Source organism: Oscillibacter acetigenes, from assembly GCF_025567605.1.
In the GTDB taxonomy this organism is placed as follows: domain Bacteria; phylum Bacillota; class Clostridia; order Oscillospirales; family Oscillospiraceae; genus Oscillibacter; species Oscillibacter welbionis.
In genome coordinates, this window is record NZ_JAOQKG010000003.1 from 134,466 (window position 1) to 159,084 (window position 24,619).

26 protein-coding genes and 1 pseudogene are annotated in these 24,619 nt (G+C 63.8%); 16 read left to right on the plus strand and 11 right to left on the minus strand.

Annotated features, from left to right (window positions below):
* The coding region (locus OCV80_RS07380; RefSeq protein WP_267288321.1) for an antibiotic biosynthesis monooxygenase family protein at positions 1 to 199 on the minus strand (199 nt) is incomplete at its 3' end.
* A gap of 109 nt (positions 200 to 308) precedes the next feature.
* On the opposite strand from OCV80_RS07380, the gene OCV80_RS07385 reads away from it, so the two are divergent.
* From OCV80_RS07385 to OCV80_RS07395, 3 genes are read left to right on the plus strand one after another with little or no spacing between them, the layout of a single operon-like run.
* Positions 309 to 776, plus strand: a complete 468-nt coding sequence (locus tag OCV80_RS07385) for a VOC family protein (protein ID WP_136890633.1) — start codon at positions 309 to 311, stop codon at positions 774 to 776.
* Positions 777 to 830: 54 nt separating this feature from the next.
* The gene (locus tag OCV80_RS07390; protein WP_119310971.1) at positions 831 to 1,376 is read left to right on the plus strand and encodes a CD3072 family TudS-related putative desulfidase; all 546 of its coding nucleotides are present in this window, start codon (positions 831 to 833) and stop codon (positions 1,374 to 1,376) included.
* 8 nt (positions 1,377 to 1,384) lie between these two features.
* On the plus strand, positions 1,385 to 1,819 hold the full coding sequence (locus tag OCV80_RS07395; RefSeq protein ID WP_136890632.1) for a GNAT family N-acetyltransferase: 435 nt from the start codon (positions 1,385 to 1,387) through the stop codon (positions 1,817 to 1,819).
* 59 nt (positions 1,820 to 1,878) lie between these two features.
* On the opposite strand, the gene OCV80_RS07400 is transcribed toward OCV80_RS07395, so the two are convergent.
* The gene (locus OCV80_RS07400) at positions 1,879 to 2,505 is read right to left on the minus strand and encodes a flavodoxin family protein (RefSeq protein ID WP_267288322.1); all 627 of its coding nucleotides are present in this window, start codon (positions 2,503 to 2,505) and stop codon (positions 1,879 to 1,881) included.
* A 191-nt stretch (positions 2,506 to 2,696) separates the two neighbouring features.
* Between OCV80_RS07400 and OCV80_RS07405 the strand changes: the two genes are divergently transcribed.
* From OCV80_RS07405 to OCV80_RS07415, 3 genes are read left to right on the plus strand one after another with little or no spacing between them, the layout of a single operon-like run.
* A complete protein-coding gene (locus OCV80_RS07405; protein ID WP_025544241.1) occupies positions 2,697 to 3,002 on the plus strand; it encodes an STAS domain-containing protein in 306 nt (101 codons plus the stop codon).
* Positions 3,003 to 3,019: 17 nt separating this feature from the next.
* A complete protein-coding gene (gene spoIIAB / locus OCV80_RS07410; protein WP_021750666.1) occupies positions 3,020 to 3,469 on the plus strand; it encodes an anti-sigma F factor in 450 nt (149 codons plus the stop codon).
* Positions 3,466 to 4,170, plus strand: coding sequence for a sigma-70 family RNA polymerase sigma factor (locus OCV80_RS07415; protein ID WP_119310969.1), 705 nt, complete (start codon positions 3,466 to 3,468; stop codon positions 4,168 to 4,170). Before spoIIAB ends, OCV80_RS07415 begins: the two co-directional genes overlap by 4 nt.
* On the opposite strand, the gene OCV80_RS07420 is transcribed toward OCV80_RS07415, so the two are convergent.
* From OCV80_RS07420 to OCV80_RS07435, 4 genes are all read right to left on the minus strand, one after another.
* On the minus strand, positions 4,058 to 4,915 hold the full coding sequence (locus tag OCV80_RS07420; protein ID WP_136890631.1) for a TIGR03915 family putative DNA repair protein: 858 nt from the start codon (positions 4,913 to 4,915) through the stop codon (positions 4,058 to 4,060). The genes OCV80_RS07415 and OCV80_RS07420 overlap by 113 nt on opposite strands.
* A gap of 12 nt (positions 4,916 to 4,927) precedes the next feature.
* On the minus strand, positions 4,928 to 6,193 hold the full coding sequence (locus tag OCV80_RS07425; RefSeq protein ID WP_025544243.1) for a putative DNA modification/repair radical SAM protein: 1,266 nt from the start codon (positions 6,191 to 6,193) through the stop codon (positions 4,928 to 4,930).
* 1 nt (position 6,194) lies between these two features.
* The gene (locus tag OCV80_RS07430) at positions 6,195 to 6,323 is read right to left on the minus strand and encodes a hypothetical protein (RefSeq protein ID WP_256264507.1); all 129 of its coding nucleotides are present in this window, start codon (positions 6,321 to 6,323) and stop codon (positions 6,195 to 6,197) included.
* Between the two features lie 173 nt (positions 6,324 to 6,496).
* Positions 6,497 to 7,519, minus strand: a complete 1,023-nt coding sequence (locus OCV80_RS07435) for a threonine aldolase family protein (RefSeq protein WP_025544244.1) — start codon at positions 7,517 to 7,519, stop codon at positions 6,497 to 6,499.
* Positions 7,520 to 7,704: 185 nt separating this feature from the next.
* On the opposite strand from OCV80_RS07435, the gene OCV80_RS07440 reads away from it, so the two are divergent.
* From OCV80_RS07440 to OCV80_RS07450, 3 genes are all read left to right on the plus strand, one after another.
* Positions 7,705 to 8,211 (plus strand): DUF4358 domain-containing protein, encoded by a 507-nt coding sequence (locus tag OCV80_RS07440; protein WP_021750661.1) that lies wholly within the window; start codon positions 7,705 to 7,707, stop codon positions 8,209 to 8,211.
* 66 nt (positions 8,212 to 8,277) lie between these two features.
* Positions 8,278 to 9,672 (plus strand): MBOAT family O-acyltransferase, encoded by a 1,395-nt coding sequence (locus OCV80_RS07445; RefSeq protein WP_021750660.1) that lies wholly within the window; start codon positions 8,278 to 8,280, stop codon positions 9,670 to 9,672.
* Between the two features lie 15 nt (positions 9,673 to 9,687).
* Positions 9,688 to 10,806: a DHHW family protein gene (locus OCV80_RS07450; protein ID WP_119310967.1), complete on the plus strand. Its 1,119-nt coding sequence runs from the start codon at positions 9,688 to 9,690 to the stop codon at positions 10,804 to 10,806.
* 51 nt (positions 10,807 to 10,857) lie between these two features.
* Here the strand turns inward: OCV80_RS07450 and OCV80_RS07455 are convergent, their stop codons facing one another.
* On the minus strand, positions 10,858 to 15,231 hold the full coding sequence (locus OCV80_RS07455; RefSeq protein ID WP_267288323.1) for a M56 family metallopeptidase: 4,374 nt from the start codon (positions 15,229 to 15,231) through the stop codon (positions 10,858 to 10,860).
* A complete protein-coding gene (locus OCV80_RS07460) occupies positions 15,224 to 15,604 on the minus strand; it encodes a BlaI/MecI/CopY family transcriptional regulator (RefSeq protein WP_021750656.1) in 381 nt (126 codons plus the stop codon). The genes OCV80_RS07455 and OCV80_RS07460 overlap by 8 nt, the downstream gene beginning before the upstream one ends.
* 195 nt (positions 15,605 to 15,799) lie before the next feature.
* Here OCV80_RS07460 and OCV80_RS07465 point away from each other — a divergent pair, with 195 nt between their 5' ends.
* Entirely contained in the window at positions 15,800 to 18,289 is a 2,490-nt protein-coding gene (locus tag OCV80_RS07465; protein ID WP_036631046.1) for an ATP-dependent helicase, read from the plus strand.
* Positions 18,289 to 18,957 carry a nucleotidyltransferase domain-containing protein gene (locus OCV80_RS07470; protein ID WP_267288324.1) on the plus strand — a complete coding sequence of 223 codons (669 nt, stop codon included), beginning with the start codon at positions 18,289 to 18,291 and terminating at the stop codon, positions 18,955 to 18,957. The genes OCV80_RS07465 and OCV80_RS07470 overlap by 1 nt, the downstream gene beginning before the upstream one ends.
* A gap of 117 nt (positions 18,958 to 19,074) precedes the next feature.
* On the opposite strand, the gene OCV80_RS07475 is transcribed toward OCV80_RS07470, so the two are convergent.
* Both OCV80_RS07475 and OCV80_RS07480 read right to left on the minus strand, forming a co-directional pair.
* Positions 19,075 to 19,686 carry a pentapeptide repeat-containing protein gene (locus OCV80_RS07475; RefSeq protein WP_267288325.1) on the minus strand — a complete coding sequence of 204 codons (612 nt, stop codon included), beginning with the start codon at positions 19,684 to 19,686 and terminating at the stop codon, positions 19,075 to 19,077.
* On the minus strand, positions 19,683 to 20,333 hold the full coding sequence (locus tag OCV80_RS07480) for an HAD family hydrolase (RefSeq protein ID WP_267288326.1): 651 nt from the start codon (positions 20,331 to 20,333) through the stop codon (positions 19,683 to 19,685). The genes OCV80_RS07475 and OCV80_RS07480 overlap by 4 nt, the downstream gene beginning before the upstream one ends.
* A 152-nt stretch (positions 20,334 to 20,485) precedes the next feature.
* On the opposite strand from OCV80_RS07480, the gene OCV80_RS07485 reads away from it, so the two are divergent.
* The 3 genes from OCV80_RS07485 (at position 20,486) to OCV80_RS07495 (ending at position 22,908) form a co-directional block, all read left to right on the plus strand.
* Positions 20,486 to 21,412: a DMT family transporter gene (locus OCV80_RS07485; RefSeq protein ID WP_021750650.1), complete on the plus strand. Its 927-nt coding sequence runs from the start codon at positions 20,486 to 20,488 to the stop codon at positions 21,410 to 21,412.
* Between the two features lie 111 nt (positions 21,413 to 21,523).
* Positions 21,524 to 22,243, plus strand: a complete 720-nt coding sequence (locus OCV80_RS07490; protein WP_256264502.1) for a WecB/TagA/CpsF family glycosyltransferase — start codon at positions 21,524 to 21,526, stop codon at positions 22,241 to 22,243.
* Entirely contained in the window at positions 22,240 to 22,908 is a 669-nt protein-coding gene (locus OCV80_RS07495; protein WP_136891748.1) for a dTMP kinase, read from the plus strand. The genes OCV80_RS07490 and OCV80_RS07495 overlap by 4 nt, the downstream gene beginning before the upstream one ends.
* A 61-nt stretch (positions 22,909 to 22,969) precedes the next feature.
* On the opposite strand, the gene OCV80_RS07500 is transcribed toward OCV80_RS07495, so the two are convergent.
* Positions 22,970 to 23,137 (minus strand): hypothetical protein, encoded by a 168-nt coding sequence (locus OCV80_RS07500; protein ID WP_267288327.1) that lies wholly within the window; start codon positions 23,135 to 23,137, stop codon positions 22,970 to 22,972.
* A 148-nt stretch (positions 23,138 to 23,285) separates the two neighbouring features.
* Between OCV80_RS07500 and mltG the strand changes: the two genes are divergently transcribed.
* Together mltG and OCV80_RS07510 are read left to right on the plus strand one after the other, a co-directional pair.
* A complete protein-coding gene (gene mltG / locus OCV80_RS07505; RefSeq protein WP_119310963.1) occupies positions 23,286 to 24,467 on the plus strand; it encodes an endolytic transglycosylase MltG in 1,182 nt (393 codons plus the stop codon).
* Positions 24,457 to 24,619: pseudogene (locus OCV80_RS07510) on the plus strand (U32 family peptidase); the annotation flags it as partial. The gene mltG and the pseudogene OCV80_RS07510, both read left to right, overlap by 11 nt.

Sequence of the window (24,619 nt, forward strand, 5' to 3'; positions counted from 1 at the left end):
TGTCCAAAGCCTGCTGATCTCGCCAGCTGTCGATCAGCAGCACAGTCTCCGGGTCCTCCATGGGGAAGAAATAGGCATACCGCAGGTTCCCTGCCTCTGCCCGGATCGCATCCACGACGCCGCTGACGGTCATCTCCTCTGCGAATTTCCGGGCAGCTCCGCGGTTGCCCGTGTAATAGATATTGACAGTGATTGCCATCGCAGAATCCTCCCTGTATGGTTTTTTCAATTTTATCATAGAGCAAGGGTGCTGTCCAGACGGCCGTCAGGCCCGGCAGCACAATCCGTTTCAAGAAAGGGCTGATCTTGTGAAGCTGAAAAATCCCCTGCTGGCAGTCCGGGACATGGAGCGGTCCAAGACCTTTTACCGGGAGGTCCTGGGGCTTCATGTGGTGATGGATTTCGGTGCCAACGTGACCCTCACCGGCGGCCTGTGCCTCCAAACACTGGATACCTGGACGGATTTCCTTGGAAAAGAGGCGGAGGAGATCCGCTTTGGTGCAAATGACAGCGAGGTCTACTTTGAGGAGGACGACTTCGACGGCTTCCTGGCGCACCTGGTTGGGTGCGCGGATGTGGTGTACGTCCGCCCGCCCCTGGAGCATCGCTGGGGGCAGCGGGTGGTGCGGCTCTATGACCCGGACCGCCACATCATTGAGGTGGGTGAGAATATGAAGTCCGTCTGCCGTCGGTTCCGGGACCAGGGCATGACGCCGGAGCAGATCGCCGCGCGGATGGAGGTGCCCTTGAAGTTCGTCACCGGCTGTCTGCGCTGAGATGTCTGAGAGGCTGAGAAAGGGGAAGTCCCCGCCGATGAAAGGAGAGACGGGATGTTTACCGACGGAAGGAGCAGGCGTGTGGTGTTTCTGGCCCACTGCCTGCTGAATCAGAACGCCATTTCCGACGGCACGGCGGAGGTGCCTGCCGCCCACCGGGAGATTTTGCGGCTGATTCTGGATGCTCAGGTAAGCGTGGCTCAAATGCCGTGCCCGGAGCTGTGCTGTCTGGGGCTGGACCGGGGAGATCCCAAAGGAGGGGAACGACCAGTGGAGGCAGAGAACACCCGCATCCGCCGGGCCATGGGCCAGCCGGAGGCATCTGCCCGGCTGCGGGAGCTGACGGATCAGGTGGTTTGGCAGATTCGGGAGTACCAGAAGCACGGATTTGCCGTGCTGGGCATCGTAGGTATGGACCGCTCCCCCTGCTGCGGGGTGAACACCACCTCGGACCAGGACCGGGAACTGCCCGGCCGGGGCGTGTTTATCGCATCTCTCCGGGCGGCACTGGAGTCGGCAGGGCTGACCGTACCCGTGATCGGCATCAAGCCGTCGGCGCCGGAGGCGCTGGACCGGGTACGGTCCCTTCTGGGGGAATGAGGTGTGCGATGGAGATTCGACGCATACAGGGTGGCGAGCTTCCGGCGGCCATGGACCTGTGCTGGCGGGTGTTCCTTGAATTTGAGGCGCCGGAGTATCCGCCGGAGGGCGTGGAGGCATTTCGTGCTTATCTTTCAGATATTGAACAGGTAAATCACTTGACACTATTTGGCGCTTGGGAGGGGCAGGAGCTCCTGGGAGTCCTGGCGGCGGAGGGGAGCCACATCGCCCTGTTTTTCGTAGACCCGGCGTTTCACCGCCAGGGCATCGGCCGCCTCCTGTTCCAGGCATATCTGGCGGAGGGCGGCCGCGGGCGGATCACGGTTCACAGCTCCCCCTATGCAGTGGAGGTCTACCGCCATCTGGGCTTTTCTCCCACGGCAGAGGAACAGCTGTCCCCGGACGGCATCCGATACACGCCCATGGTGTGGGAGCAAACATGAAAGAGCCCTAAATACAGCAAAGCCCCCGGAGGGAAATCCCCTCCGGGGGCTTTCGCGCTTCAGCGGATGAAGTTGGTCCGGGCCTCGCTCTCCGCCTGGGGCGGCTGGAGTCCAGCGGCCTTTCCCGCCTGGATGCACTGGACCATCCAGAGCAGGTTTCGGGCCAAATTCCGCATGGTCTGCATTCCCTTCGCGTCCTGGCGCACCTCCTCCGGCGTGTTGCCGTGGACCATGTTCCAGTAGGTAGAGGAAACTACCGGCATCTGGGCGATGGTGAAATATTTGTCCAGCACATCTACAGAGGCCGTAGTGCCCGCCCTGCGGGCGGAGGCAACAGCCGCGCCGGGCTTGTGGGCGAAGGCGTCTTTTCCGGCGTAGAACACCCGGTCCAGCACGGAGAGGATGCGACCGGAGGGGTGGGCGTAATAGACCGGCGTACCGAACACGAAGCCGTCCGCCTCCCGGGCCTTCTCAATGATTGGGTTCACCATATCGTCATCGAACACGCAGCGGCCCGGCGTCTTCTGACAGGTCCGGCAGGCGGTGCAGTCCCGGACGGGGCCGCTGCCCAGAAAGAGGATTTCCGTCTCCGCGCCGCCGGATTCCAGCGTATCAGCAATCTCCCGCAGGGCTGTGTAGGTGCAGCCGTTGGGCCGGGAGCTGCCATTAATCAGCAAAATTTTCATGTATATGCCTGCCTTCCCTTGAGATACCTTCATGATACCCCGCCGCAGGTGCCGATGCAAGCGGAGAAATGGGAAGATTTTGCGGCGGGGTGTGATTCCGACAAAAAAGAATGGGCCGTTTCCTTATAATGGGAGGAAAAACGGGGTACCCTGTATCTTGGTACACAAACGACAAGGAAGAAGGGAACTTTATGGAGATCGAAGCCACAAGCGCGGACCGGAATCTGCTGCTGGAGATGAAGGGGGAGCTGGACCACCACGGGGCCCGGAACGCCCTCCGGGAGCTGGAGCTGTCCATCGACGCGGCGCTGCCGAAAAAACTGGTGCTGGACCTGGCGGGCGTGACGTTCATGGACAGCTCCGGCATCGCGCTGATCCTGCGGGCCCAGCAGCGGATGCAGCTGCTGGACGGGAGCCTGCTGGTGCGGAACGTGCCTCAGCAGGCACGGCGGGTCCTGGATGCCGCCGGCATCGGCCGGCTGGTGACGATACGATAAAAGGGGGAGTACATACCATGAAGACCAAGGCCAACAACGAAGTCACGCTGGCATTTCCCAGCCGCAGCAGCAACGAGGGGTTCGCCCGGGCAGCCGTGTCCTGTTTCGCCGCCCAGATGGATCCCACCCTCAACGAGCTGGAGGACATCAAGACCGCCGTCAGCGAGGCGGTGACCAACGCCATCGTCCACGCCTATCCGGATTCCATCGGCCAGGTGGTGGTGAAAGTCCGCATCTGCCCGGACCAGGTGCTGGAGGTGACGGTGCGGGACCACGGCAGGGGCATCCCGGACATCGAGAAGGCCCGCCAGCCCATGTTCACCACCGGCGGGGAGGAGCGCAGCGGTATGGGCTTCACCATTATGGAGAGCTTTATGGACAGGCTGGTGGTCCGCTCCACGCCGGGCCGGGGCACCACCGTGGTGATGCGCAAGCGGCTGGCACCCCGGATGCAGGGCACAAAATGAGCGCCACGCTGGAGCTGCTGCGGGCGGCCCAGGAGGGGGACCGGGATGCCTGCGAGCAGGCGGTGATTGAGAACAACGGCCTGATCTGGAGCGTGGTGCGGCGGTATTACGGCCGGGGCGTGGACCCGGAGGACCTGTACCAGCTGGGGTGCCTGGGGTTTCTGAAGGCGGTGCAGGGATTCGACTTTGACTACGGCACCTGCTTCTCCACCTACGCCGTGCCCAAAATCGCCGGGGAGATTCGTCGCTTTCTCCGGGACGACGGCGCGGTAAAAGTGGGGCGCACCATGCGGGAGCAGGCTCAAACACTTTACACCATTCGGGAGCGGCTGCGGCAGGAGCTGGGCCGGGAGCCGGTGCTCAGCGAGCTCTCCGAGGCCTCCGGCCTGACGCCGGAGGAGATCGCCCAGGTGGAGATCGCCACGGACACGCCGGAGTCCCTCCAGCGGGAGACCGCAGACGGCCTCACCCTGGAGGGGATGCTGGGCACGGACGCCCCGGAGGAGGGCATGGTGGAGCGGATCGCCCTGCGGGAGTCCATCGATCAGCTGCCGGAGAAGGAGCGGATGACCATTCTTCTCCGCTACTTCAAGGGACTGACCCAGGAACAGACTGCCCGGATCCTGGGGGTGTCTCAGGTGCAGGTATCCCGGCTGGAGCGCCGGGGCCTGAAACGGTTGCGGGAGTTCCTCTCGCCCTGAAATGCGCTTCCCCCTGGAATTCCGTCATGGTGCCCCAGTACCGCTTGGGCATGTGGGTCATGCGGCAGCGGGGGTTTTCCCGCTCCCGGATGGCGATGGTGTCGTAGAATCGCTTCCACAGCAGGCGGTAGCGGGCCTCCGCCTCATCCGGCGGGGCCATCTGGAAGTGCTCCAGGGGCCGGACGGCAGAGCGGCCCTCGGCGTAGAACAGGGCCTCCTGGTGGGTACGGTCGTAGAGGAAGAACCGTTCGTTCCGGTAGCGGTCGCAGAAGTGACGGCGCAGCAGGGGCAGGACCCGGTTTTTCGGCTCGATTTCGCCCCCCAGTACGCCCCCCAGGTCGGAGAAGCGGACGAAGCCCTTGTACTGGTGGACCTCACCGTTCAGGTGGCGCACCGCCCGCAGAATGGGATACAGCGTCTCATCGGACAGATCCCGGAGGAACCGGGGCCCCTCCTCCAGCAGCTTCACCACCAGACGGTACAGGTGCATTTCCCGGTCCGGCAGGCAGGTGAGAAAGCCGCGGCGCAGCAGGTCCGCCGCCTCCGGCGACAGCTTGACCACCTTCCGATATACCCGTGCGGCGTGGTCCCGGTCCGTCAGGACGGTCCGCACAGGGAACAACGTGAATGGAATGTCCTCACCGCAGCTGATGGCGGTGAGGACTTCTTTTTGGGCGTAGCTCTCAAAGATGCAGGTGAGGAATCCCTCAAAGCTGCCGTCGTATTCATAAATCATCTCGGTCATGGGGAACCTCCCTCACACAGGGGCAAACAGGGACATCTGCTCCAGCTCCGGTTGGGGCAGGGAGGGCCGCTCCGCCGCGATCAGATTCCGCAGCAGGCTGTCCGGTGTGAACCGCAGGCCGTCTGCCATGCGGCCGGAGGCGGTGAGAAAATACTGGGCCCGCTTCATCACCACCCCCAGCTTGGGCAGATCCTCGATCCGCAGCTTCCGGGCCCGGCGGGACACCAGAATGCGCTTGGCGGAGACCACGCCCACGCCGGGGATCCGCAGCAGGGCCTCGTAGTCCGCCCGGTTCACCTCCACCGGGAAGAAGTCCAGGTGCCGGAGGGCCCAACTGCACTTGGGATCCACCTGGGGGTTGAAGTCCGGATGGCTTGCATCCAGCAGCTCCTCCGCCCGGAAGCCGTAAAACCGCAGCAGCCAGTCCGCCTGATACAGCCGGTGCTCCCGCAGCAGGGGCGGCTTCGTGTCCTTGGCGGGCAACAGGGCGTGCTCCACCACCGGCACGTAGGCGGAGTAGAACACCCGTTTGAGTTGGTAGCGGTCATACAGCCCCTGGGTCAGCCGCAGGATGTGGAAGTCCGTGTCCGCCGTGGCCCCCACGATCAGCTGGGTGCTCTGCCCGGCAGGGGCGAACCTGGGGGCGTGGCGGTACTTCACCAGCTCCTCCCGGCTCTGCTGTCCCCGCACCCGAATCTGCCCCATGGGAGCCAGGATGGCCTGCTTCGTCTTGTCCGGGGCCAGGGTCCGAAGTCCCGCCTCTGACGGCAGCTCGATATTGACGCTGAGCCGGTCCGCCAGGAACCCCATCTGCTCCACCAGCTCCGGAGCCGTGCCGGGGATGGCCTTGGCGTGGATGTAGCCGTTGAAGCGGTACTCTTCCCGCAAGATCCGCAGCGCCCGGATCATCAGTTCCGTGGTATAGTCCGGGGAGCGGTACACGCCGGAGGAGAGGAACAGCCCCTCGATGTAGTTCCGGCGGTAGAACTGGATGGTGAGGTCCGCCAGCTCCTCCGGGGTGAACATGGCCCGCTTCGCCTCATTGCTGCGGCGGTTGACGCAGTATTTGCAGTCATACACGCACCGGTTGGTCATCAGCACCTTCAAAAGGGTCACGCATCGCCCGTCGGCGGAGAAGGAGTGGCAGCACCCGGCGATAGAGGAGGTGGTATTGCCGATATACCCCGCCTTGGCCCTCCGGTTCCCACCGCTGGAGGTGCAGGCCGCATCGTATTTGGCCGCGTCCGTCAGGATGGTGAGCTTTTCCAGAACGTCCATCTCACCGCAGGGCTGTCCGCCGCCGGTCATGCCGCCGGTTGGGACGCTCGATGGCGTCGATGACCCGGAAGAGCTGAGAGGTCAGAAAGACCACGCCTACCAGAATAAAAAAGAAAGTCCAGCCGCTCATGGAAAAAACCTCCTTGATCGAACTTTTGTTCTAATTGCATTGTAACTCGAACAAACGTTTCTGTCAAGCAGAAATCGAACAAAAGCACGAGAGAGTTTGACAGCTCCCATGGGCCAGCAGAGCGGGAAGCACCACACAAAAAGGGACCGCCTGTTTGGCGGTCCCTTGGATGTTCAGCACCCGGCCAGGTCCCTGAGGAAGTCCTCCACCGCCGTCTCCGGCGTGGCCCAGCTGGTCACCAGACGGATGCAGGTGTGGTTCGCATCCACCGGGTGGTCGGTCTCAAATTCATAGCCCATCTCCTGGAGCTTTGCCACCGTCTCATTGGGCAGTACCGGGAACTGCTGATTGGAGGGGGAGGCCACCGGGAAGGGATATCCCAGGGCCGCGACGCCGTCCCGGAGCCGGAAGGCCAGCTCGTTGGCGCGGCGGGCCAGGTCGAAGTAGAGCCCGTCCTCCAGCAGGGCCTGGAACTGGAGTCCCAGCAGCCGGCCCTTGGCCAGCACGGCGCCCCGCTGCTTCATGTGCCAGCGGAAGTGAGGCATGGGACGGGTGAGCACCAGCGCCTCCCCGAAGAGGGCGCCGTTTTTCGTGCCGCCGATGGTGAAGGCGTGGGTGAGGGCGGCCAGGTCCGGCAATGTCAGGTCGTTGTCGGGGGAGGTGAGGGCGGAGCCCAGCCGGGCGCCGTCCAGATAGAGGAACAGGCCGTGAACATCGCAGCACTGCCGCAGGGCGGCCAGCTCCGCCCGGGTGTAGACCGTGCCGATCTCCGTGGTGTCGGAGATGTACACCATTCGGGGCAGCACCATGTGCTCCGTGCCGTTGTGGCCCGCCAGAACGGACTCGACCAGGGCTGGGGTCAGCTTGCCGTCGGGACTCTCCACGGTGCAGACCTTGTGTCCGGTGGCCTCGATGGCGCCGGTCTCATGGGTGCTGACGTGGCCGGTCTGGGCGGCAACCACCGCCTCATAGGACTGCAGAAACGCGTCGATGGTAACGAGGTTCACCTGCGTCCCGCCCACCAGGAAGTGAACCGCCGCATCCGGCGCGGCGCAGAGGCGGCGGATGGTATCCGCCGCGGCTTGGCAGCAGGGATCCATGCCGTAGCCCACGGTCTGCCGGAGGTTGGTGTCCGCCAGGGCCTGGAGGACCTTGGGATGGGCGCCCTCGCTGTAATCGTTTCGGAAACTGTACATTGTGATCTCCCGCCTTTTTCCTTGTGATAGAGCCATGATACCGCCTCCGGCGGAGAATTGCAAGGGCAGGGCGGATGGGATGGTAAAAGAAAAAAAATTGGAAATACTGGCGGTGAGAGGGAACTTTTCAGCGGAGAGGTCCGTCTGTATTCCCCGAGAACATTCAGAAAGGAAATCAATACACCATGAAGAAATTTTTGACCCTGGCGCTGTCGGCGCTGCTGACGATGGGCCTGCTGACCGCCTGCGGCGGCAAGACTACGGACAAGACTGTGGATCTGACGGCCTTTTACAACACCCTGGCGGAGGAGTACGGCTGGGCGGAGGACGCCGCCTCCAGCGGCGAAGAGGACATCATGATGATGAACTTGGAGGGCGACATGCTGGAGGGCTCCTATCCCGGCCTGGCCGATGTGGCCACCAAGCAGCTGATCGCCAAAGCCCCTATGATCAGCGCCGTGGTGAATGAGATCGTGCTGGCGGAGTGCGGGACGGAGGAGGACGCTGCCACCGCCGCCTCCATCCTGCAGGACCGGGTGGACGCCCAGGCAGAGGGCGGCGCCTGGTACCCGGAGTCCATGGAGACCTGGTCCAACGCACAGGTAGTCCAGAATGGAACCTATGTGGCCATGATTGCCACGGCAGACCATCAGGAGGAGATCGCGGAGCAGTTCAATGCGCTCTTTGCGTAAGGAGGCAGCCAGCCGCGGCACCGCCGCGGCTGGCTGTGTGAAACGGAGAAGAGGGGAGGGGCGCCGGTGGTCTTCAGCAGCCTGACATTTTTATTTCTCTACCTGCCGCTGACGCTGCTGGTGTACTTTCTCTCGCCGCTGAGGTGGCGGAACTTCGTGCTGCTGGTGGTGAGCCTGCTCTTCTACGGCTGGGGAGAACCGGTGTACATTGTCATCATGTTCCTCTCCATCATCATCGACTACACCCACGGTCTGCTGGTGGAGAAGTTCCGCAGTGATGACAAAAAGGCCCGGTGGTTCGTGGCCCAGTCGGTGATCTTCAACCTGGCTCTGCTGGGCTTTTTCAAGTACTGGGACTTCATCGCAGCCAATCTGTCCCTGATCCCGGGCATTGATCTGCCCCAGCTGGGCATCCCGCTGCCCATCGGCATCTCTTTCTATACCTTCCAGACCATGAGCTATACCATCGACGTGTACCGGAAGGACGCACCGGTCCAGCGCAACATGGTGGACTTCGGCGCCTTCGTCACCATGTTCCCCCAGCTGATCGCCGGACCCATCGTCCAGTACAAAACGGTGGCAGCGGACCTGCGGCACCGGCTCCACACGTCGGAGAACTTCGCTCTGGGGGCCCGGCGGTTCTGCGTGGGACTTGCCAAGAAGGTGCTGCTGGCCAACTCCATCGGCGCCCTGTGGGAGGACTGCCTCGCCGCTCAGGGGGCCGGGACGCTGACGGTGCTGGGGGGCTGGCTGGGCCTCGCCGCCTATGGCTTCCAGATCTACTTCGATTTCTCCGGCTACTCCGACATGGCCATCGGCCTGGGGCGGATCTTCGGCTTCCGGTTCAACGAGAACTTTGACCACCCCTACTGCGCCGACTCCGTGGGCACCTTCTGGCGGCGGTGGCACATGTCCCTGACCTCCTGGTTCCGGGACTATTTGTATATCCCCCTGGGAGGCAACCGGGGCGGCACCGCCAGGACCATCCGGAACCTCCTGATCGTCTGGTTCTGCACGGGCTTCTGGCACGGGGCCAGCTGGAATTTCATCCTGTGGGGACTGTACTTCGCCGCCTGGCTGATCTTGGAGCGGTACGTCCTTCGGGGCGTACTGGAGAAGACCCCGGCGATCCTCAAGCACCTCTACACCCTCATCGTGGTGTTCGTGGGCTGGGGCCTCTTTGCCATGGTGGACCTGGGCGTGTGCGGGGACTACCTTGCCGCCTGTTTCGGCGGTGCGCCGCTCTGGAGCGGGGCGGACCTGTTCCGGCTGCGGAGCTACGCCGTGACACTGGCGGTACTGGTGCTGGCTTCCACCGCTCTGGGCCAGCGGCTGTGGGCGAAGCTGCCCCGGCAGGCAGAACAGCTGGCCACCCCGGTGCTCATGGGCCTTTCCCTGGTGGTCTGCACGGCCTATCTGGTGGACGGCAGCTACAACCCCTTCCTGTATTTCCGGTTCTGAGAGGAGGCAGAGACCTTGTCCAAACGATACGCAAGATTTCTCACAGCGGTGTTCTGCCTCTTTCTGGGGGGGCTGATGGTGTGGCAGATGCTCCTGCCGGACCGGGAGCGGTCCGACGTGGAGAACCGCACCCTCCAGCAGCGGCCGGCACTGACTCTGTCCAGCGTGCTGGACGGCAGCTATATGGAGGACGTGGAGGCCTACGTCCAGGACCAGTTTCCCCTGCGGGACCAGTGGACGGGCCTGAAGGCCCGGACGGAGCAGCTGATCGGCAAACGGCTGTTCAACAACATCTATCTCTGTGAAGGCGAAACATTGATCTCCAAGGTGGACGCCCCTGCGGACGGCCTGGAGAAGGCGAACCTGAATTACGTCTCCCAGCTGGCGGAGAAGTCGGACATCCCCATGTATCTGGGGCTGATCCCCTCCGCGGCGGAGGTGTGGCGGGACAAACTGCCGGAGGGCGCGGAGTCCTGGGACCAGAACGCTTACCTCTCCCAGGCGGCGGGCCTGGGGCTGCCCATGATCGACTTCTCCGCCGCCCTGACCGCTCACGCCGACGAGCCCATCTTCTACCGCACAGACCACCACTGGACGTCCCTCGGGGCCTTCTATGGGGCCAATGCTCTGCTGGAAGTCCTGGGAAGAGAATCATTAAAGCAGGAAAGCTTTACACCAGAGATTGCCAGTACCAGCTTCAATGGCACGCTGTACTCCCAGTCCGGCATCCACTGGCTGACGCCGGACACCATGGAATTCTGGGTCAAAGAGGACGGCCTCATGGTCACCTCCTGGCGCACCGGCTCTCCGGAACCCGGCATACTGTACGACCGGAGCTATTTGACCGAGAAGGACAAATACGCCTCCTTCCTGGGCGGCAACCAACCCCTGTGCGTCATCCAGAATGAGAACGCCCGAGACGGCGGCAAGCTCCTGCTGATCCGGGATTCCTACTCCGACGCCCTGGCACCCTTCCTGGCCCAGAGCTTTGCCGAGGTCCACCTGCTGGACCCGCGGTATTACCGGATGCCCCCCGCCCAGTACGCGGCGGAGAACGGCATCGACGCCATCTGCGTCGTGTATAGTATCCCCAACTTCATCACGGACCGGAACCTGGTGTTCCTGGCCCAGTGAGCGCAGAAAAGAGCGGCCGGAGTTTCGGCCGCTCTCTTTTTTGATCCGAATTCACGGGCCGGTGCCGGTGCCGTCGCACCGCCAGCCCTCATCCGTCAGGTAGAGGACCCCCACCTGGAAATTCTCATAGGCGCCCTCCGGGGCCTCGCCGTACCTGCCGTCGTACTCCACGGTGTTGCCGGCCATCTGCCAGCTGCGGGCCGCCTCATTCTCCGGTACAAAGATGCGCCGGTAGGAGAACCAGAACCGCTCGTGCCCCTCCGATTGCTCCGGATAGGAGGTCTCCGGCATATCTGCCCAGCTATCCACATCGGCCACAGTCCGCACATAGGTGCAGGCGAAGATGCTGCCGTCTGTGACCTCCAGGGCGGGCTGCGTATCCGCATCGGCCCAGGCCTGGGCGATCTCCAGATGGCTCTGTCCCCGGTCCGGGATGATGATGCCCTCCCGCAGGGCCTCCCATTCTACTTCGTCATAAATCTGGCGCAAGGCTGCAAAGACCGTGCCGTTGAAGACTGCGTCCGCCGTCACCGGCGGGGCGTAGAACCACTGTGTCACGCCGCTCCGGGTGCAGCGGACCAGGGAGCTGCCCTCCCAGCACTGGAGGGCGGCGCTGCCGTCCTCTGCGGTGAGGGTCAGGGAGGCCAGGCCCGCCGGGGGCGAGCCCGCCTCCGCGGGGTACCAGAGGAAATTCTCCGGCATCCGGGAGATGGCCGCCGCCATATCCAGCGGCAGTATATAGCTTCCGCCGCCGGACCCACCAGGGGCGGGGGAGAGGGTCAGGGAGAAGGCACCGGGGGCCAAAATCCCGTCCATCGCCGCCTGAACAGCAGCCTTGGCCGCCTCGTTCACCTCCGGCCGCCCCGAAGCTTCGGGGCCCACATAGCACCCGTCGGCGTCCGGGCAGTCCGGGTTGGGGGTGATACCGTTGCGGAAGAAGAAGCCCTCGATTACCGTCTGGGACTGATTCCGCAGCAGCTCATACTGGGCCATACTGGTGGGGTCCTCCACCAGGAACTGCACGTCCGTGGGGGTGGAGAGCAGATAGATGTAGGCGTCGTCAGAGCCGATCACATAGCTGGAAGCCCCTAAAATCTCCGACCAGTCCGCGTCCCCAAAGGCGGCCTGGAACTGGGCACGGGTGAGGGCCCGGACATTCCAGACCAGACCTGTATCGGGATTTGATATGTGGGCAAGTCGCTCATAGACGTCGAACCCCGGCACAGATTCTCCGAACCAGACAGCGTCCTCAGCGGTGACCGCCGCCATGTCTGCCCAGCCCTCCGGCACCCACAGGGAGAGGCCGCCGCTCTCATAGACCGTGCCATCTCCCGCCGCTGTCCAGATGGACAGGGCAGACTGGAGCGCCTGCCACGCGGCCCGACCGCCGTCTGTCAGATCATCGGAGAAGATTTCCATATAATGGGCAATGCTGTCATAGATCTCCTGAGTGCCGGGATCGTCTCCGGCGGCGACACAGGCCGCCATGGCGGCAAGGGCCTGGGACTGCTCCGAGAGGTTCGTCTCCGACAGCGTGTTGAAGAAGTGGACTGGCTGACTGCAGCTGATATCCAGCAGCTCCCGCCCCGTCAGGTCATAGAAGGACAGCAGCCCCATCTCCCGGAGCTGGTAGGCCATGCCTGAGAAAAACAGCTCTGTTCCGGGGACGCAGTCGTTCTCCATGCGGTGATACAGATAGGTGCGGGTTCCGCCCTCGTCCAGTTGGAAGTAGAAGTAGTCACACCCGGGGTAACCGGGGCTGACCCAGCAGTCCTCGGTCATGTACGTTCCGCCGGCCAAAATGACGCTCTCCGGCGTGGTGGTGTGCAGTTCATAGTTCATGCTCCAGATGGCAAAATCCAGGCCGCCCACGGATACATAGGAGGGGCCCTCGATGGACTCAATCCGCCAGTCGTCATATTCCAGCGGGGCGGGGACAAAGTCGCCGCCCTCCACGAACAGCAACCCCTCATGGTCGCCGGTGTACTGCTCCTGCACGTAGTCCCGCAGGACCGCCATTACGTCCTCCGGCGCTTCCGCGCCCTCCATCAAGTGGTCCGCCGTGGCACGGCCGTCCCGGTACACCAGCAGGTTTTCTCCATCAAAGTACAGCCACCGGTCGGCGGTGCCGTCCTGGGGACTGTCGGGAATGGGGACGAATGCCCACAGGGCCAGATTCCGGCGGCTCACGTCCCAACGGTTGAAGCTCAAGTACTCCGCGTCCGGCCAAGCCTGTTTCAAATCCTCGTCGATGTCCGCCTCATAGATCCGCCCATCCCGCTGGAAAAAGATCTGTGCGGTGTTTGCCGAAGAGGCACACAACTCGTCTGCGCCGTTGCCATCCAGGTCGAACTGGGCGGTGTCACCGTAGACCCGGGCCAGGAGGACGGGATTTCCCTCGGTGTCGAAATAGTAATAGTCGTGGAAGGTGGCGCCTGTATGTTCGTCCAGCTCGCCGGAGTAACGGATGACCAGCCCATCATGGCCGAACAGATCGGAGAAGGAGTCCATGGAGACGGCGTAGCCGCCGGAATCGCTGTAACTCAGCGTGTTATGCTCCGGGAAGGTGAAGAAGCAGCCCACATCCCATGTGCGCATCCCGTCCCGGCCCGCCGCCTCGTCATAAATCACGGCGGCGTAGAGATTGCCGTCGGTGGAGAGATAGGTGCGGACAGAGAGTTCATCGCCGTCCTCGGTGTGCATGATATAGCCAGTGCCACGCTCGGCGCAGTCATTCCGGTGCCGAATGGCCTCCATGGTCTCCGGCTCATAGGGTGTGAGGTCTGTCAGCGGAATGGTCAGCACCGGCTCCCCCTCCGGGTACACGGTAGGGATGGCGGGCCGCTCACTGGGCTGGTTGGAGACAAACCAGTAGGAGCCGTCGGCCTGTTCTTCCAGTGTCACGCACTTCCAGCCGTCAACATGGAACGTGTCGTCGTAGTAGAGCCGGATGGTATCGCCCACCCGCTCCCCGGCAGTGATGTTGACGCCCGAGAAGTAGTTGGTATCCCCGTGGCTGTGATAGTAGGCATCATACTCCGGGAGGTACTGGAAGTAGTCCATCCCGATCCGCCCCGTCTCCTCCAGCGTGAGGCCGGTGTTCTCCAGCAGCACCTGGTTGATGGCCTCCACGGACATCTTGTCCACAGGGCAGATCAGCTCCCCTGCGGTGTCAAAGCTGCCCACCTGCCGCAGCTCCTCATCGGTCATAGGCGCGTCGATCCCCGTGCCGCAATAGAACAGCTCAAAGAGGTCGATGTCCTCCGGCTTCTCGTACAGGGAGTTCAAAAATTGGTTGCGGATGCTGTAAGTACCCTCCTGATTGAAGAACTCCTCATTAAAATACGCCAGCTCGTCGCCGGTGAGGGAGCGGACACCGCCGGTTTCCCCATCCGCCTTGGCCCCGGTGAAGGTGACGGCGCAGACGCCCGCTGCCAGCGCCAGAACCAGAAACAAAGCCGCTGCCCGGGTCTGTTGTCCCTGGGCGATGCGGGTGATCCGGTCCTTCAGCTGCCGCTTATCTGCCGTCATGGTGGTGGCGGACAGCAGGGGAGAGCCGGGACCCGTCCGCACCGGAATCAGGGACAGCAGCGTTTTGCCGTAGGGGATGCGTTCGCCCTCTCCCAGGGCCTGGATGGCGGCCTCGTCGCAGGCCAGCTCCCCGTCGGCCTTGGAGACGGCGGCGGCGATCCACACCAGAGGGTCGAACCAGTACACCGCGAGGCACACGCTCCGCAGCAGCGACCACAACGGGTCCAGATGGCGGGCGTGGGCGGTCTCATGGGCCAGCACATGCCGCAGCCGCTCCGGAGAGGTGACAACGGCGGGGGTAAGATAAATGGCGGGCCGGAACAGCCCGAACAGGCAGGGGGAGGGGAGACCTGCCTCCACCAGATAGACGGGATACCTGCAGTTCTCCGCGGCATAGGGCGCCCTCGTCCTCCGGAGCTTTTGCCAGAAGCGCAGGTTGGTCACCAGAAACCACACCGCCATGGCGGCGATGCCGATCAGCCAGAGGACCGTCAGCAGGTCCGCCGCCGTCACCACCCGCTCCCGGATGACCGGGTAAGAAAAGGCTTCCTCCCCGCCGGAGGGCGCGGCCGCCTCCCCCGAGGGGGAGCCGCCTCCCTCTATCTGAGGTGCGGGGGATGTGACCTGGGGCGCTGTCCCCATGGGAGAGGGGGCCAGCGGCACTCTGTAAATTTCCCGCTGTTCCAGCCGTTCCGTCACTGTCCGGCCCACCGGCTCCGCCGCCGACAGGACGGAGAAGTCCGCTCCCGGCAGGCTCACCGGCACCAGCAGCCGCACCAGCACCAGCGCCCACAGGACATACTGGGCCCGGCGGGAAATCCGGTCCCGGAAGGCCCGCCGCAACAGCAGGACCGCCAGGATCAGCACGGAAGATGTCAACAGGATCTCACGCATGTTCCTCGCCTCCCGCTCGTTCCAAAATAGCGGACAGCTCCGCGATGTCCGCCTCCGTCAGCTGGCGGCTCTCCACCATGGCGCTCATCATCAGGCCCAGGCTGCCGCCGTAGACCCGGGAGAGGAAGCTCTCCGTCTCCGCCGCCGCGGCGTCCTCGCGGTCCACCGCGGGGAAGTACCGCTTGGCCCGGCCGCCCTCCTCGTGCCGGACGGCCCCCTTGGCTTCCAGCCGGGCGAGCATGGTGATCACCGTGTTCTTGCTCCAGCCTGTGTCCTCCTTCAGGGAGGCCGTCAACTCCATGATGGTCCGGGGGGACTGCTCCCATAGCCGGTTCATCAGCTTCCACTCGCTGTCGGACAGGTTCACCTGCATAGTCTCACCTCCATGGTATACGAGTGTCTACCTGGTCTTCTGATTGGACCATATCAAATAGGTAGACATTTGTCAACCTCAAATTGGTAACAAAAGCGGCAAACCGGCAACAGCCGTTTCCCGCCTTGACCGGAAGGGGATTTTGCCGTAAAATAGGGGCCGAGACTTTTGAGACGGATGGAGAACGGTGGACTTATGGAAGACTTCAAACAACGCTACATCGCCGCCCGCCGGGCGGTCATCGCCCAGGACTTATCCAGGCTGAACCCCATGCAGCGCCAGGCTGCCATGACCACGGAGGGTCCGCTGCTGCTGCTGGCGGGCGCCGGCAGCGGCAAGACCACGGTGCTGATCCAGCGGGTGTACAACCTGCTCACCTACGGCCGGGGAAGCGATTCGGAAGAGGTGCCGGCCTGGGCCACGGAAGAGGATCTTCAATTTCTGGAGAGCTTCCCCGCCCGGCCCACGGAGGAGGACGTCCGCCGGGCCCGGCGGCTCTGCGCCCTGGACGCGCCCAAGCCCTGGGAGATCATCGCCATCACCTTCACCAACAAGGCGGCAGGGGAGCTGAAGGACCGGCTGGCCGCCCGGCTGGGGCCGGAGGCCAACGACATCTGGGCCTCCACCTTCCACTCCGCCTGTGTGCGCATCCTGCGGCGGGACATCGACCGGCTGGGGTTCGACAAGGACTTCACCATCTACGACACCGACGACTCCAAGCGGGTCATCAAGGACATTCTGAAGGAGCTGAACCTGGAGGAGAAGACCTTCCCGCCCCGGAGCGTCCTGGCCGCCATCAGCCACTCCAAGGACCAGTATGAGACGCCGGAGGACTTTGCCAAGCGGTACGAGGCGGCGGGGGACTGGAAGATGACCCGCATCGCCAAGATCTATGCCGCCTATGCGAAGAAGCTCCGCACCGCCAATGCCCTGGACTTTGACGACATCATCTTTCACACGGTAACACTACTGCAGCAGGAGCGGTCGGTGCTGGACTACTACCAGCGCAAGTTCCGCTACGTGCTGGTGGACGAGTACCAGGACACCAACCACTTACAGTATCTGCTGACAAGCCTCCTGGCGGGGGGGTACAAAAACCTCTGTGTGGTGGGCGATGACGACCAGTCCATCTACCGCTTCCGGGGGGCCAACATCGAAAACATCCTGAACTTCGAAGAGCAGTACCCCACCGCCCGGACCATTCGCCTGGAGCAGAACTACCGCTCTACCCAGAACATTCTGGATGCGGCCAACGCCGTCATCCAGAACAACCAGGGCCGCAAGGGCAAGACCCTCTGGACCGACAACGGCGGGGGCGATGTGGTGACGGTCAAGACCACCTTCAACGAGAGCGACGAGGCCAACTACGTGGCCGGGGACATCCTGATGGGGGTGAACCGGGGCAGGAACTTCCGGGACACGGCGGTCCTCTACCGGATGAACGCCCAGTCCAACGCCCTGGAATACGCCATGAAGCGCAACGGCATCCCCTATAAAGTAGTGGGGGGCATGAAGTTCTTCGACCGGGCGGAGGTCAAGGACATGCTGGCCTATCTGTGCGTGCTGAACAACCCCCTGGACGACCTGCGGCTGCGGCGGATCATCAACAACCCGCCCCGGGGCATCGGCGCCACTACATTGGACAAGGTGGGCGCCTTGGCGGAGAGCCAGGGGGCGTCGCTGTATGAGATCATCCGCAACGCGGACCTGTTCCCGGAGCTGAAAGCGTCTTCCGCCAAGCTGCTGAAGTTCGCGGACCTGATCGACGGCCTGCGGCGGGCGGGCACGGAGCTGGCCCTGCCGGAGTTCTACGACGCCGTCTGCGACCAGACCGGCTATGTAAAGGCCCTGGAGGAGAAGAACGACATGGAGAGCCGGGGCCGCATCGAGAACGTTCAGGAGCTGAAATCCAACATCCTGGGCTTCCTGGAGCAGCAGCCGGAGGACGCCACCCTCTCCGGCTTCCTGAACGAGATTGCCCTGTACACAGATCTGGACAGCGTGGAGGCCAGCGACGACTGCGTCACCATGATGACCATTCACTCCGCCAAGGGGCTGGAGTTCCCGGTGGTGTACGTGGTGGGGATGGAGGAGGGGATCTTCCCCGGCGCCTCCGCCCAGTACGACCAGGAGGAGCTGGAGGAGGAGCGGCGGCTCTGCTACGTGGCCATGACCCGGGCCAAGGAGAAGCTGACCCTCACCAACTGCCGGCAGCGGATGCTGTACGGCCGTACCAGCGCCAACCGGGCTTCCCGGTTCCTGGAAGAGATCCCGGAGGAGAACATGCGCTGGGAGAGCAAGCCGGAGCCCCGTTTCGGCGGTATGGAGCACGACGGCACCTTCGGCGGCGACCGGTACGAGGACGGCTGGGGCAGCTCCCCCGCCCGCGCCGGCGGCTCCTGGAGCAGCGGCGGCGTCCACAGCTACCGGGCCCCGGCCCAGGCGCCCCAGCGGCCCCTGGCCTCTGTCCAGCAGGCGTCCTCCACCCGGAAGAACGCCGCCCCGGCGGCGCCTCTGCTGCAATTACAGCAGGGGGACATGGTGGAGCATACCGCCTTCGGGAAGGGCATGGTGCTCTCTGTCCGGCCCATGGGCGGCGACGCCCTGGCGGAAGTGGCCTTTGACACCGTGGGCAAAAAGAAGCTGATGCTGAAATCCGCGGGAGCCCACATGAGGAAACTGTGATGATGGAGATCGAAAACTGGATGAAGCAATACTGCGGGGCCGTCCGGGCCGCCTTTGGGGACCGGGTGCGGTACATCGGCCTCCAGGGCAGCCGGGGCAGGGGAGAAGCCGGACCGGACAGCGACATCGACGTGGTGTGCATTCTGGACAGCTGCTCTCTGCAAGACCTGGAGACCTATCGGGCAGCCGTGAAGGACCTGCCGGACCGGGACAAGCTGTGCGGCTTCGTCTCCGGTACGGCGGAGCTGGCGGCCTGGGACCGGGGGGAGCTGTTCCAGTTCCGCCGGGACACCACCGACTGGTGCGGACGCCTTGCGGACCTGCTGCCGCCGGAGGAGCCAGGGGACGCCCGCCGGGCCCTCCATCAGGGGGCCTGCGGACTGTATCACCTGTGCTGCCACAACTTTCTCCACGGCAGAAGCCGGGAGGCGGTGGCGGAGGCCTGCAAGGCCGCCGTGTTCCTGCTGCAGGCCAAGCTGTATGTAGAGCAGGGGCTCTACTGCCGCCGGAGATCAGACCTGGAACAGCACCTGACCGGGCAGGACCTGGAGATTCTGCAAACTGCCCAGGCCCTGAAAGCAGGGGAGTGCCGGGAGGACCTGACAGCCCTCACGGACCGGCTGTTTGCCTGGTGCCGGGACGTGATCGGCCAGCAGAAAGCAATCTGAACAGCAGAGGGCCCGCCGTTTTCGGCGGGCCCTGGTGTTTTGTGTGTGATCGGGGGTGGGAGATCCGGTCCATTGCACGGGGATCAGCCATGCCTGCGGCTGGACAGATGCACCCCCCTACGGCTCCACCCGGATGCCCAGAATCCGGGCCACCACCGCGGCCTGGGCGGCGTTGATGACGGCGCCCTTCAGCTCCCGGCAGGTCTCCGACAGCACGATCCGGTCCAGGGTGCAGGCCGTCAGGTCCATGCCGGCAAGGCTGGTGCGAAACAGCTCCGCCCCGGTCAGGTCCGTCTTCTCCATGGCAGCTTTTTTCAGCCGCATCTCTGAGAGCGTAGACTCTGTGAAGTCACATCCCTTCACGGAAATACGCTCCCAGACGCCGCCGGAAAAGTTGACATAACGAAGCAGAGTCTCCTCCAGAACGCTGTCCTTCCACCGGGAGCGGCGCAGGTCCGCGCCGTCCCATTTGCAGCCGGAGAGGCGGCAGTCCTTCCAATAGGTGGCGGAGAGGCGGCAGTTCTCCAGGAGACATCCGGTGAAGGTGCAGCCGTAAAAGGCTGCGCCGGTGAAATCGCAGTTCCGCAGGCGGCAGGACTGGAACCGGCAGTCCCGGAAGTCTAGGCCGGAGCCGTCCAGCCCCTCGGCGTTTTCCTGGGAAAGGACCGCGGCGGAGAGCACCTCTCCGGCCTCCCGCGCCGTCTCCAGGGCCTCAGGCAGGCCGCTCATGGGCGGAGTGCCTGCCGGGGCGGGAGCAGCAGCTCCTCAAAGCTCCGGATATACACGTCGCAAAATCCCCGCATGGCCGCCTCGTCCTGGGCGAAGAAACCGTCGTAAACGCCCACCACCCGCATCTTTGCAGCCCTGGCGCCCTTGCAGGCGGAGAGGCTGTCATCGAACACCGTGCAGTCCTCCGGTGCCACGCCGTAGTGCTCTGCGGCGGCACGCCACAGGGCCGGGTCCTTTTTCTCCAACCCCAGGTCGTGGGCCAGAGTGACACCCTCAAAGTACTTCATCAGGTCCAGGTGGGTCAGGGCGGTGCGGCAGTGCTCCGGCACGCTGGAGGTCACCACCGCCATCCGGCGGCCCTCTGCCCGGCACTGCTTTAAATACGCCCGGACGCCGGGCTTCACCGTGACATGGGCATAGGCGTCCCTGGCCATCTCCATCCACTCGGCAATGATCTCCTCGCAGGACTCCGTGAGGCGGCAGTACTCCTTGGTGAACTTGGCGGCCAGGGGAAGGATGATATGGGCTACGCCCTCGTAATAGGCGTGGGTGTACGCAATGCCCCGCCGGGCCAGAAATTCCCGGTCCACGTTTTTCCAGACGCCGTTGGAGTCGATCAGCGTCCCGTCCATGTCAAACAGCAGCATGGGCCGCCTCCTTTTCTCGGGGAGGAACCGGGTCTTGCCATTTCCGCCCCGTTGTGTTAAAATTTTTATTTGTTCGCGGCTTTTGATCCCGGACATCAAATCTACGGGAGTTTGCAAAAGTATAGCATAGATCCTGGTGAGGAGCAAGTCTGATGAAAGTCAACCACATCCGTCAAAATGTATTCCCCGTGCTGGCGGCTCTGATCTGGGGCACCGCCTTCGTGGCCCAGAGCGTGGCCGCCGACCATGTGGGTCCCTTCACCTTCACCGCCGCCAGAAGCGCGGTGGCCTTTGTGTTTCTGCTGGTGCTGTGTCTGGTGTTCCGCTGCCTGCGGCGGCGGGATTTTCAGGAGGAGGCCCAGGCCCGGCCCGGTTCCTGGCGGGATCTGGCCATCGGCGGTATCTGCTGCGGCGTGGTCCTGACAATGGGCACCAACCTCCAGCAGATGGGGCTGGAGACCACCACCTCCGGCAAGGCGGGGTTCATCACGGCCCTCTATATTGTCATCGTGCCCATTGCGGGGATTTTCCTCCGGCAAAAGGCGCCCCGGGCGATCTGGCTCAGTGTGGCGCTGGCGGTGGTGGGATTGTATCTGCTGTGCGTGCAGGAGTCCTTTTCCATCACGGAGGGGGACTGGTACGTGCTGCTGTGCTCCTTCTGCTTCGCCGGACACATCCTGCTGATCGACCACTTTACCCGGAAGGTGGACGGGGTGGCCCTGTCCTGCGTACAGTTCCTGGTGATGGCGGTGCTCTCTGCCGGGCTGATGCTGGTGATGGAGACGCCTGACTGGGCGGGGCTGCTGGCCTGTATCGGGCCTGTCCTGTATGTGGGCATCTTCTCCAGCGGCGTGGGATACACCCTCCAGATCCTGGCGCAGAAGGACTCCAACCCCACGGTGGTGTCCCTGCTGCTGAGTCTGGAGTCCGTGTTCGCCACCGTCGCCGGGGCGCTGATCCTAGGGGACCGGATGAGTGGGAAGGAGTACCTGGGCTGCGTGCTGATGCTGGCGGCGGTGGTGCTGGCCCAGCTGCCGGACTTCCGGAAAAAGCAGGCGGTACCGGCGCCGGAAAACTGAATCGTTCAGCAGGGACGCCGGTTTTTGGCGTCCCTGTTGATTTTTGGTTGGACAAACGCGGCGGCTTGTGGTATACTGCTATCCTGTATGAGTATGTAGCGAGGTGATTTCATGCGCATCGACGTGCTGGGCGTCGGCTTTGACAACCTGACCATGACAGAGGCCGTGGAGCGGGGGATGGAGCTGGTCCGCAGTCCGGGCCCCCACTATGTGGTGACCCCCAATCCGGAGATCGTGGAGGTCTGCCGGGAGGACAGCGGGGCCAGGGCCGCGGTGAACGGCGCGGATCTGGTGCTGCCGGACGGCATCGGCGTCATCAAGGGCGCGGCCATGCTGGGGACGCCTCTGAAGGAAAGGACGCCGGGCGTTGAATTCGCGACCCATTTGATGGATAAACTGGCGGAGGAAGGGAAGTCCCTCTACCTCCTGGGCGCCAAGCCCGGTGTTGCGGAGCAGGCGGGAGCGAAGCTGGCCGCGGCCCATCCGGGGCTGCGGATCGCCGGCACCCACGACGGCTATTTCAAGGAGGACGGCCCGGTGGTAGCGGCCATCCGCCAAAGCGGCGCGGACGTGGTGTTCGTCTGCCTGGGCGCCCCCAAGCAGGAGAAGTGGATGGCGAAGAACGGCACCGCCACAGGCGCCCGGCTGTTGTGCGGCCTGGGGGGCAGTCTGGACGTATTCGCCGGCGTGGTGGAGCGGGCCCCAAAATTCTGGACCGACCACGGGCTGGAGTGGTTCTACCGCCTGTGCAAGGAGCCCCGCCGCATCGGCCGGATGATGAAGCTGCCGCTGTTTTTAATCCATGTCAAGCAGGAGAAGAGACACAGATGAGCGGAAAACTGATTGTATTCGAGGGCACGGACGGCTCCGGCAAGGCCACCCAGGCAAAGCTCCTGTGCGAGACCCTGGCCCAGCGGGGCATCGCATATCGGGAGATCGACTTTCCCCGGTATGGCAACCCCTTTGCCGAACCGGCGAACCTCTACCTCCACGGAGCCCTGGGCAACAGGCCCGGGGACGTGAACGCCTACGCCGCGTCGGTGCTGTACGCCGTGGACCGCTTCGCCTCCTACAAGGAGGACTGGGGCGGGTTCTATGAGGAAGGCGGCATCGTGGTGGCCAACCGGTACACCACCTCCAACGCCGTCCACCAGGCATCCAAGCTCCCGGAAGGGGAGCGGCAGGCATTTCTGGACTGGCTCTTCGACCTGGAATACGGCCGCATGGGCCTGCCCGCGCCGGACCTGGTGCTGTACCTGGATCTGCCCACAGAGGTGTCTGAGAAGATGCTCCGGCATCGGGAGCAGGCGACCGCCACCGCTGCGGACATTCACGAGCAGGACGGGGCTTATCTCCGCCGCTGCCGGGAGGGCGCCCGCGAGATTGCCCGGGATCTGGGCTGGTCGGTGATCGACTGCGCCGCCGGGGACGCGCCCCGGACAATGGAGGACATCCGCCGGGAGGTGCTCTCTCGGGTGGAGCCGCTGCTGAACTAGGGGCTGTCCCCGACGGGAGCAAAGAAAATGGGACGAACACGCCCCATTTTCTCCGCAGCCGTCAGCAGCAGCCGTTGTTGCAGCCGTCGTTGCCGCACCCGCAGCCGCAGCCACAGCCGCAGCTATTGCCGCCGAGGGCGTTCCCGCTGCCACAGCAGCAGCAGATCAGCACGACGATGATGATGAGCCACAGGCAGGAACAATTGTTGTTTCCGTTGTTGAAGCACATGATTGTCACCTCGCTTTGAGACATTCTATGCGCCCGGCTTCCAAAGGGAGCCTGGCCGCTGAAAAAAATTGCAGGGAGGGGAAGATTTCTTCCCCATCCCGGGACGTTTCCGGCGGCGCACCGCCGGGGCGAGAAAATGGAGGTTCCTATGTCTGATTACAAAAACGGCGATACCGCCAGCTGGGACGCGTCCCAGGTGCGCCGCAGCCAGGCGGGCCATACGGGGAGGAGCCAGGGCAATCCGTCCCAGCAGCCGCAGCGGCGGCGGCGCAAGCGCCGCCGGATCAACCCGGTCCTGTATATCCTGTGCGTGCTGGTGGCCTCGGCCATCCTGGCTGGCGTGGGCTGGCTGCTGGCCAGCGACCTGTGTGCTTTCAGCCGGGACATCCCCTCCACCACCAAGATCACCATTGAGATCACCGCGGATGACGACATGGGCAGCATCGCGGAAAAGCTGCAGGACGCCGGACTGATCCGCTACAAGTGGTTCTTCCGCCTGTTCGCGGCCGTCACCGGCGCCAGCGAAGAGGTGGGCATCGGCACCTATGAGCTGAACACCGACATGGACTACCACGCCCTGATCGCGGGGATGCGCAGCTCCTCCGGCAACCTGAGCGCGGAGACGGTGACCGTCACCATTCCGGAGGGCTACACCGTCCGCCAGACCATCGCCCTGCTGGCGGAAAAGGGCGTCAACACGGAGGAGGCCCTGACCGAGGCCGCCCAGACCGGCGATTTTGACTACGACTTCATCGACAACGAATCCGAGGACCTGAGCCGACTGGAGGGCTTCCTCTTCCCGGACACCTATGAGTTCTATGTGGGCCATAACGCCGAGGACGCCCTGGACCGGCTGATCCGCAACTTTGTCAGCCGCATGGACGAGGAGCGGATGACCCAGGTGGAGGAGTCCAGCTACTCCCTGCAGGAGATCATCACCATCGCCTCCCTGATCGAGGAGGAGACCGACGGCACGGATCAGGCCAACATCGCCTCTGTCATTTACAACCGGCTGGAGGGCTCCGGCAACAAGCAGGGGACCTACGGCCTGCTGCAGATCGACGCCTCTCTGCTCTATGCGCTGCCGGACCACACCGGCCCCATCACCAGCGCGGACATGCAGACCGACTCCCCCTACAACCTGTACCAGAACGCGGGCCTGCCCCCCACGCCCATCTCCAACCCGGGCCTGGCCTCCATCGACGCGGCGCTGAACCCCAACAGCACGGACTACTATTACTACGCCCTGGGCACGGACGGCAAGCACCACTTCTCCACCACGCTGGCGGAACACAACGCGTTCGTCAACAGCAGCTCCTATGGCGGTTAAGCGGGACAAGCCGGAGCTGCTGGCCCCGGCGGGGGACATGGAGCGGCTGAAAATGGCCGTGCTCTATGGCGCGGACGCAGTGTATCTGGCGGGCACCAGCTTTGGGATGCGGGCCTTTGCGGGGAACTTCTCCGATGAGGCGCTGCCCCAGG

Bases quoted from the DNA above. Each gene is read 5' to 3' on its own strand.
- spoIIAB (WP_021750666.1), top strand. From the start codon at position 3,020: ATGAAGACCAAGGCCAACAACGAAGTCACGCTGGCATTTCCCAGCCGC.
- OCV80_RS07420 (WP_136890631.1), bottom strand. From the start codon at position 4,915: ATGACCGAGATGATTTATGAATACGACGGCAGCTTTGAGGGATTCCTC.
- OCV80_RS07415 (WP_119310969.1), top strand. From the start codon at position 3,466: ATGAGCGCCACGCTGGAGCTGCTGCGGGCGGCCCAGGAGGGGGACCGG.
- OCV80_RS07405 (WP_025544241.1), top strand. From the start codon at position 2,697: ATGGAGATCGAAGCCACAAGCGCGGACCGGAATCTGCTGCTGGAGATG.
- OCV80_RS07425 (WP_025544243.1), bottom strand. From the start codon at position 6,193: ATGGACGTTCTGGAAAAGCTCACCATCCTGACGGACGCGGCCAAATAC.
- OCV80_RS07455 (WP_267288323.1), bottom strand. From the start codon at position 15,231: ATGCGTGAGATCCTGTTGACATCTTCCGTGCTGATCCTGGCGGTCCTG.
- OCV80_RS07480 (WP_267288326.1), bottom strand. From the start codon at position 20,333: ATGCTGCTGTTTGACATGGACGGGACGCTGATCGACTCCAACGGCGTC.
- mltG (WP_119310963.1), top strand. From the start codon at position 23,286: ATGTCTGATTACAAAAACGGCGATACCGCCAGCTGGGACGCGTCCCAG.
- OCV80_RS07400 (WP_267288322.1), bottom strand. From the start codon at position 2,505: ATGAAAATTTTGCTGATTAATGGCAGCTCCCGGCCCAACGGCTGCACC.
- OCV80_RS07440 (WP_021750661.1), top strand. From the start codon at position 7,705: ATGAAGAAATTTTTGACCCTGGCGCTGTCGGCGCTGCTGACGATGGGC.
- OCV80_RS07395 (WP_136890632.1), top strand. From the start codon at position 1,385: ATGGAGATTCGACGCATACAGGGTGGCGAGCTTCCGGCGGCCATGGAC.
- OCV80_RS07430 (WP_256264507.1), bottom strand. From the start codon at position 6,323: ATGAGCGGCTGGACTTTCTTTTTTATTCTGGTAGGCGTGGTCTTTCTG.
- OCV80_RS07465 (WP_036631046.1), top strand. From the start codon at position 15,800: ATGGAAGACTTCAAACAACGCTACATCGCCGCCCGCCGGGCGGTCATC.
- OCV80_RS07500 (WP_267288327.1), bottom strand. From the start codon at position 23,137: ATGTGCTTCAACAACGGAAACAACAATTGTTCCTGCCTGTGGCTCATC.
- OCV80_RS07435 (WP_025544244.1), bottom strand. From the start codon at position 7,519: ATGTACAGTTTCCGAAACGATTACAGCGAGGGCGCCCATCCCAAGGTC.
- OCV80_RS07470 (WP_267288324.1), top strand. From the start codon at position 18,289: ATGATGGAGATCGAAAACTGGATGAAGCAATACTGCGGGGCCGTCCGG.
- OCV80_RS07490 (WP_256264502.1), top strand. From the start codon at position 21,524: ATGCGCATCGACGTGCTGGGCGTCGGCTTTGACAACCTGACCATGACA.
- OCV80_RS07495 (WP_136891748.1), top strand. From the start codon at position 22,240: ATGAGCGGAAAACTGATTGTATTCGAGGGCACGGACGGCTCCGGCAAG.
- OCV80_RS07390 (WP_119310971.1), top strand. From the start codon at position 831: ATGTTTACCGACGGAAGGAGCAGGCGTGTGGTGTTTCTGGCCCACTGC.
- OCV80_RS07475 (WP_267288325.1), bottom strand. From the start codon at position 19,686: ATGAGCGGCCTGCCTGAGGCCCTGGAGACGGCGCGGGAGGCCGGAGAG.
- OCV80_RS07485 (WP_021750650.1), top strand. From the start codon at position 20,486: ATGAAAGTCAACCACATCCGTCAAAATGTATTCCCCGTGCTGGCGGCT.
- OCV80_RS07460 (WP_021750656.1), bottom strand. From the start codon at position 15,604: ATGCAGGTGAACCTGTCCGACAGCGAGTGGAAGCTGATGAACCGGCTA.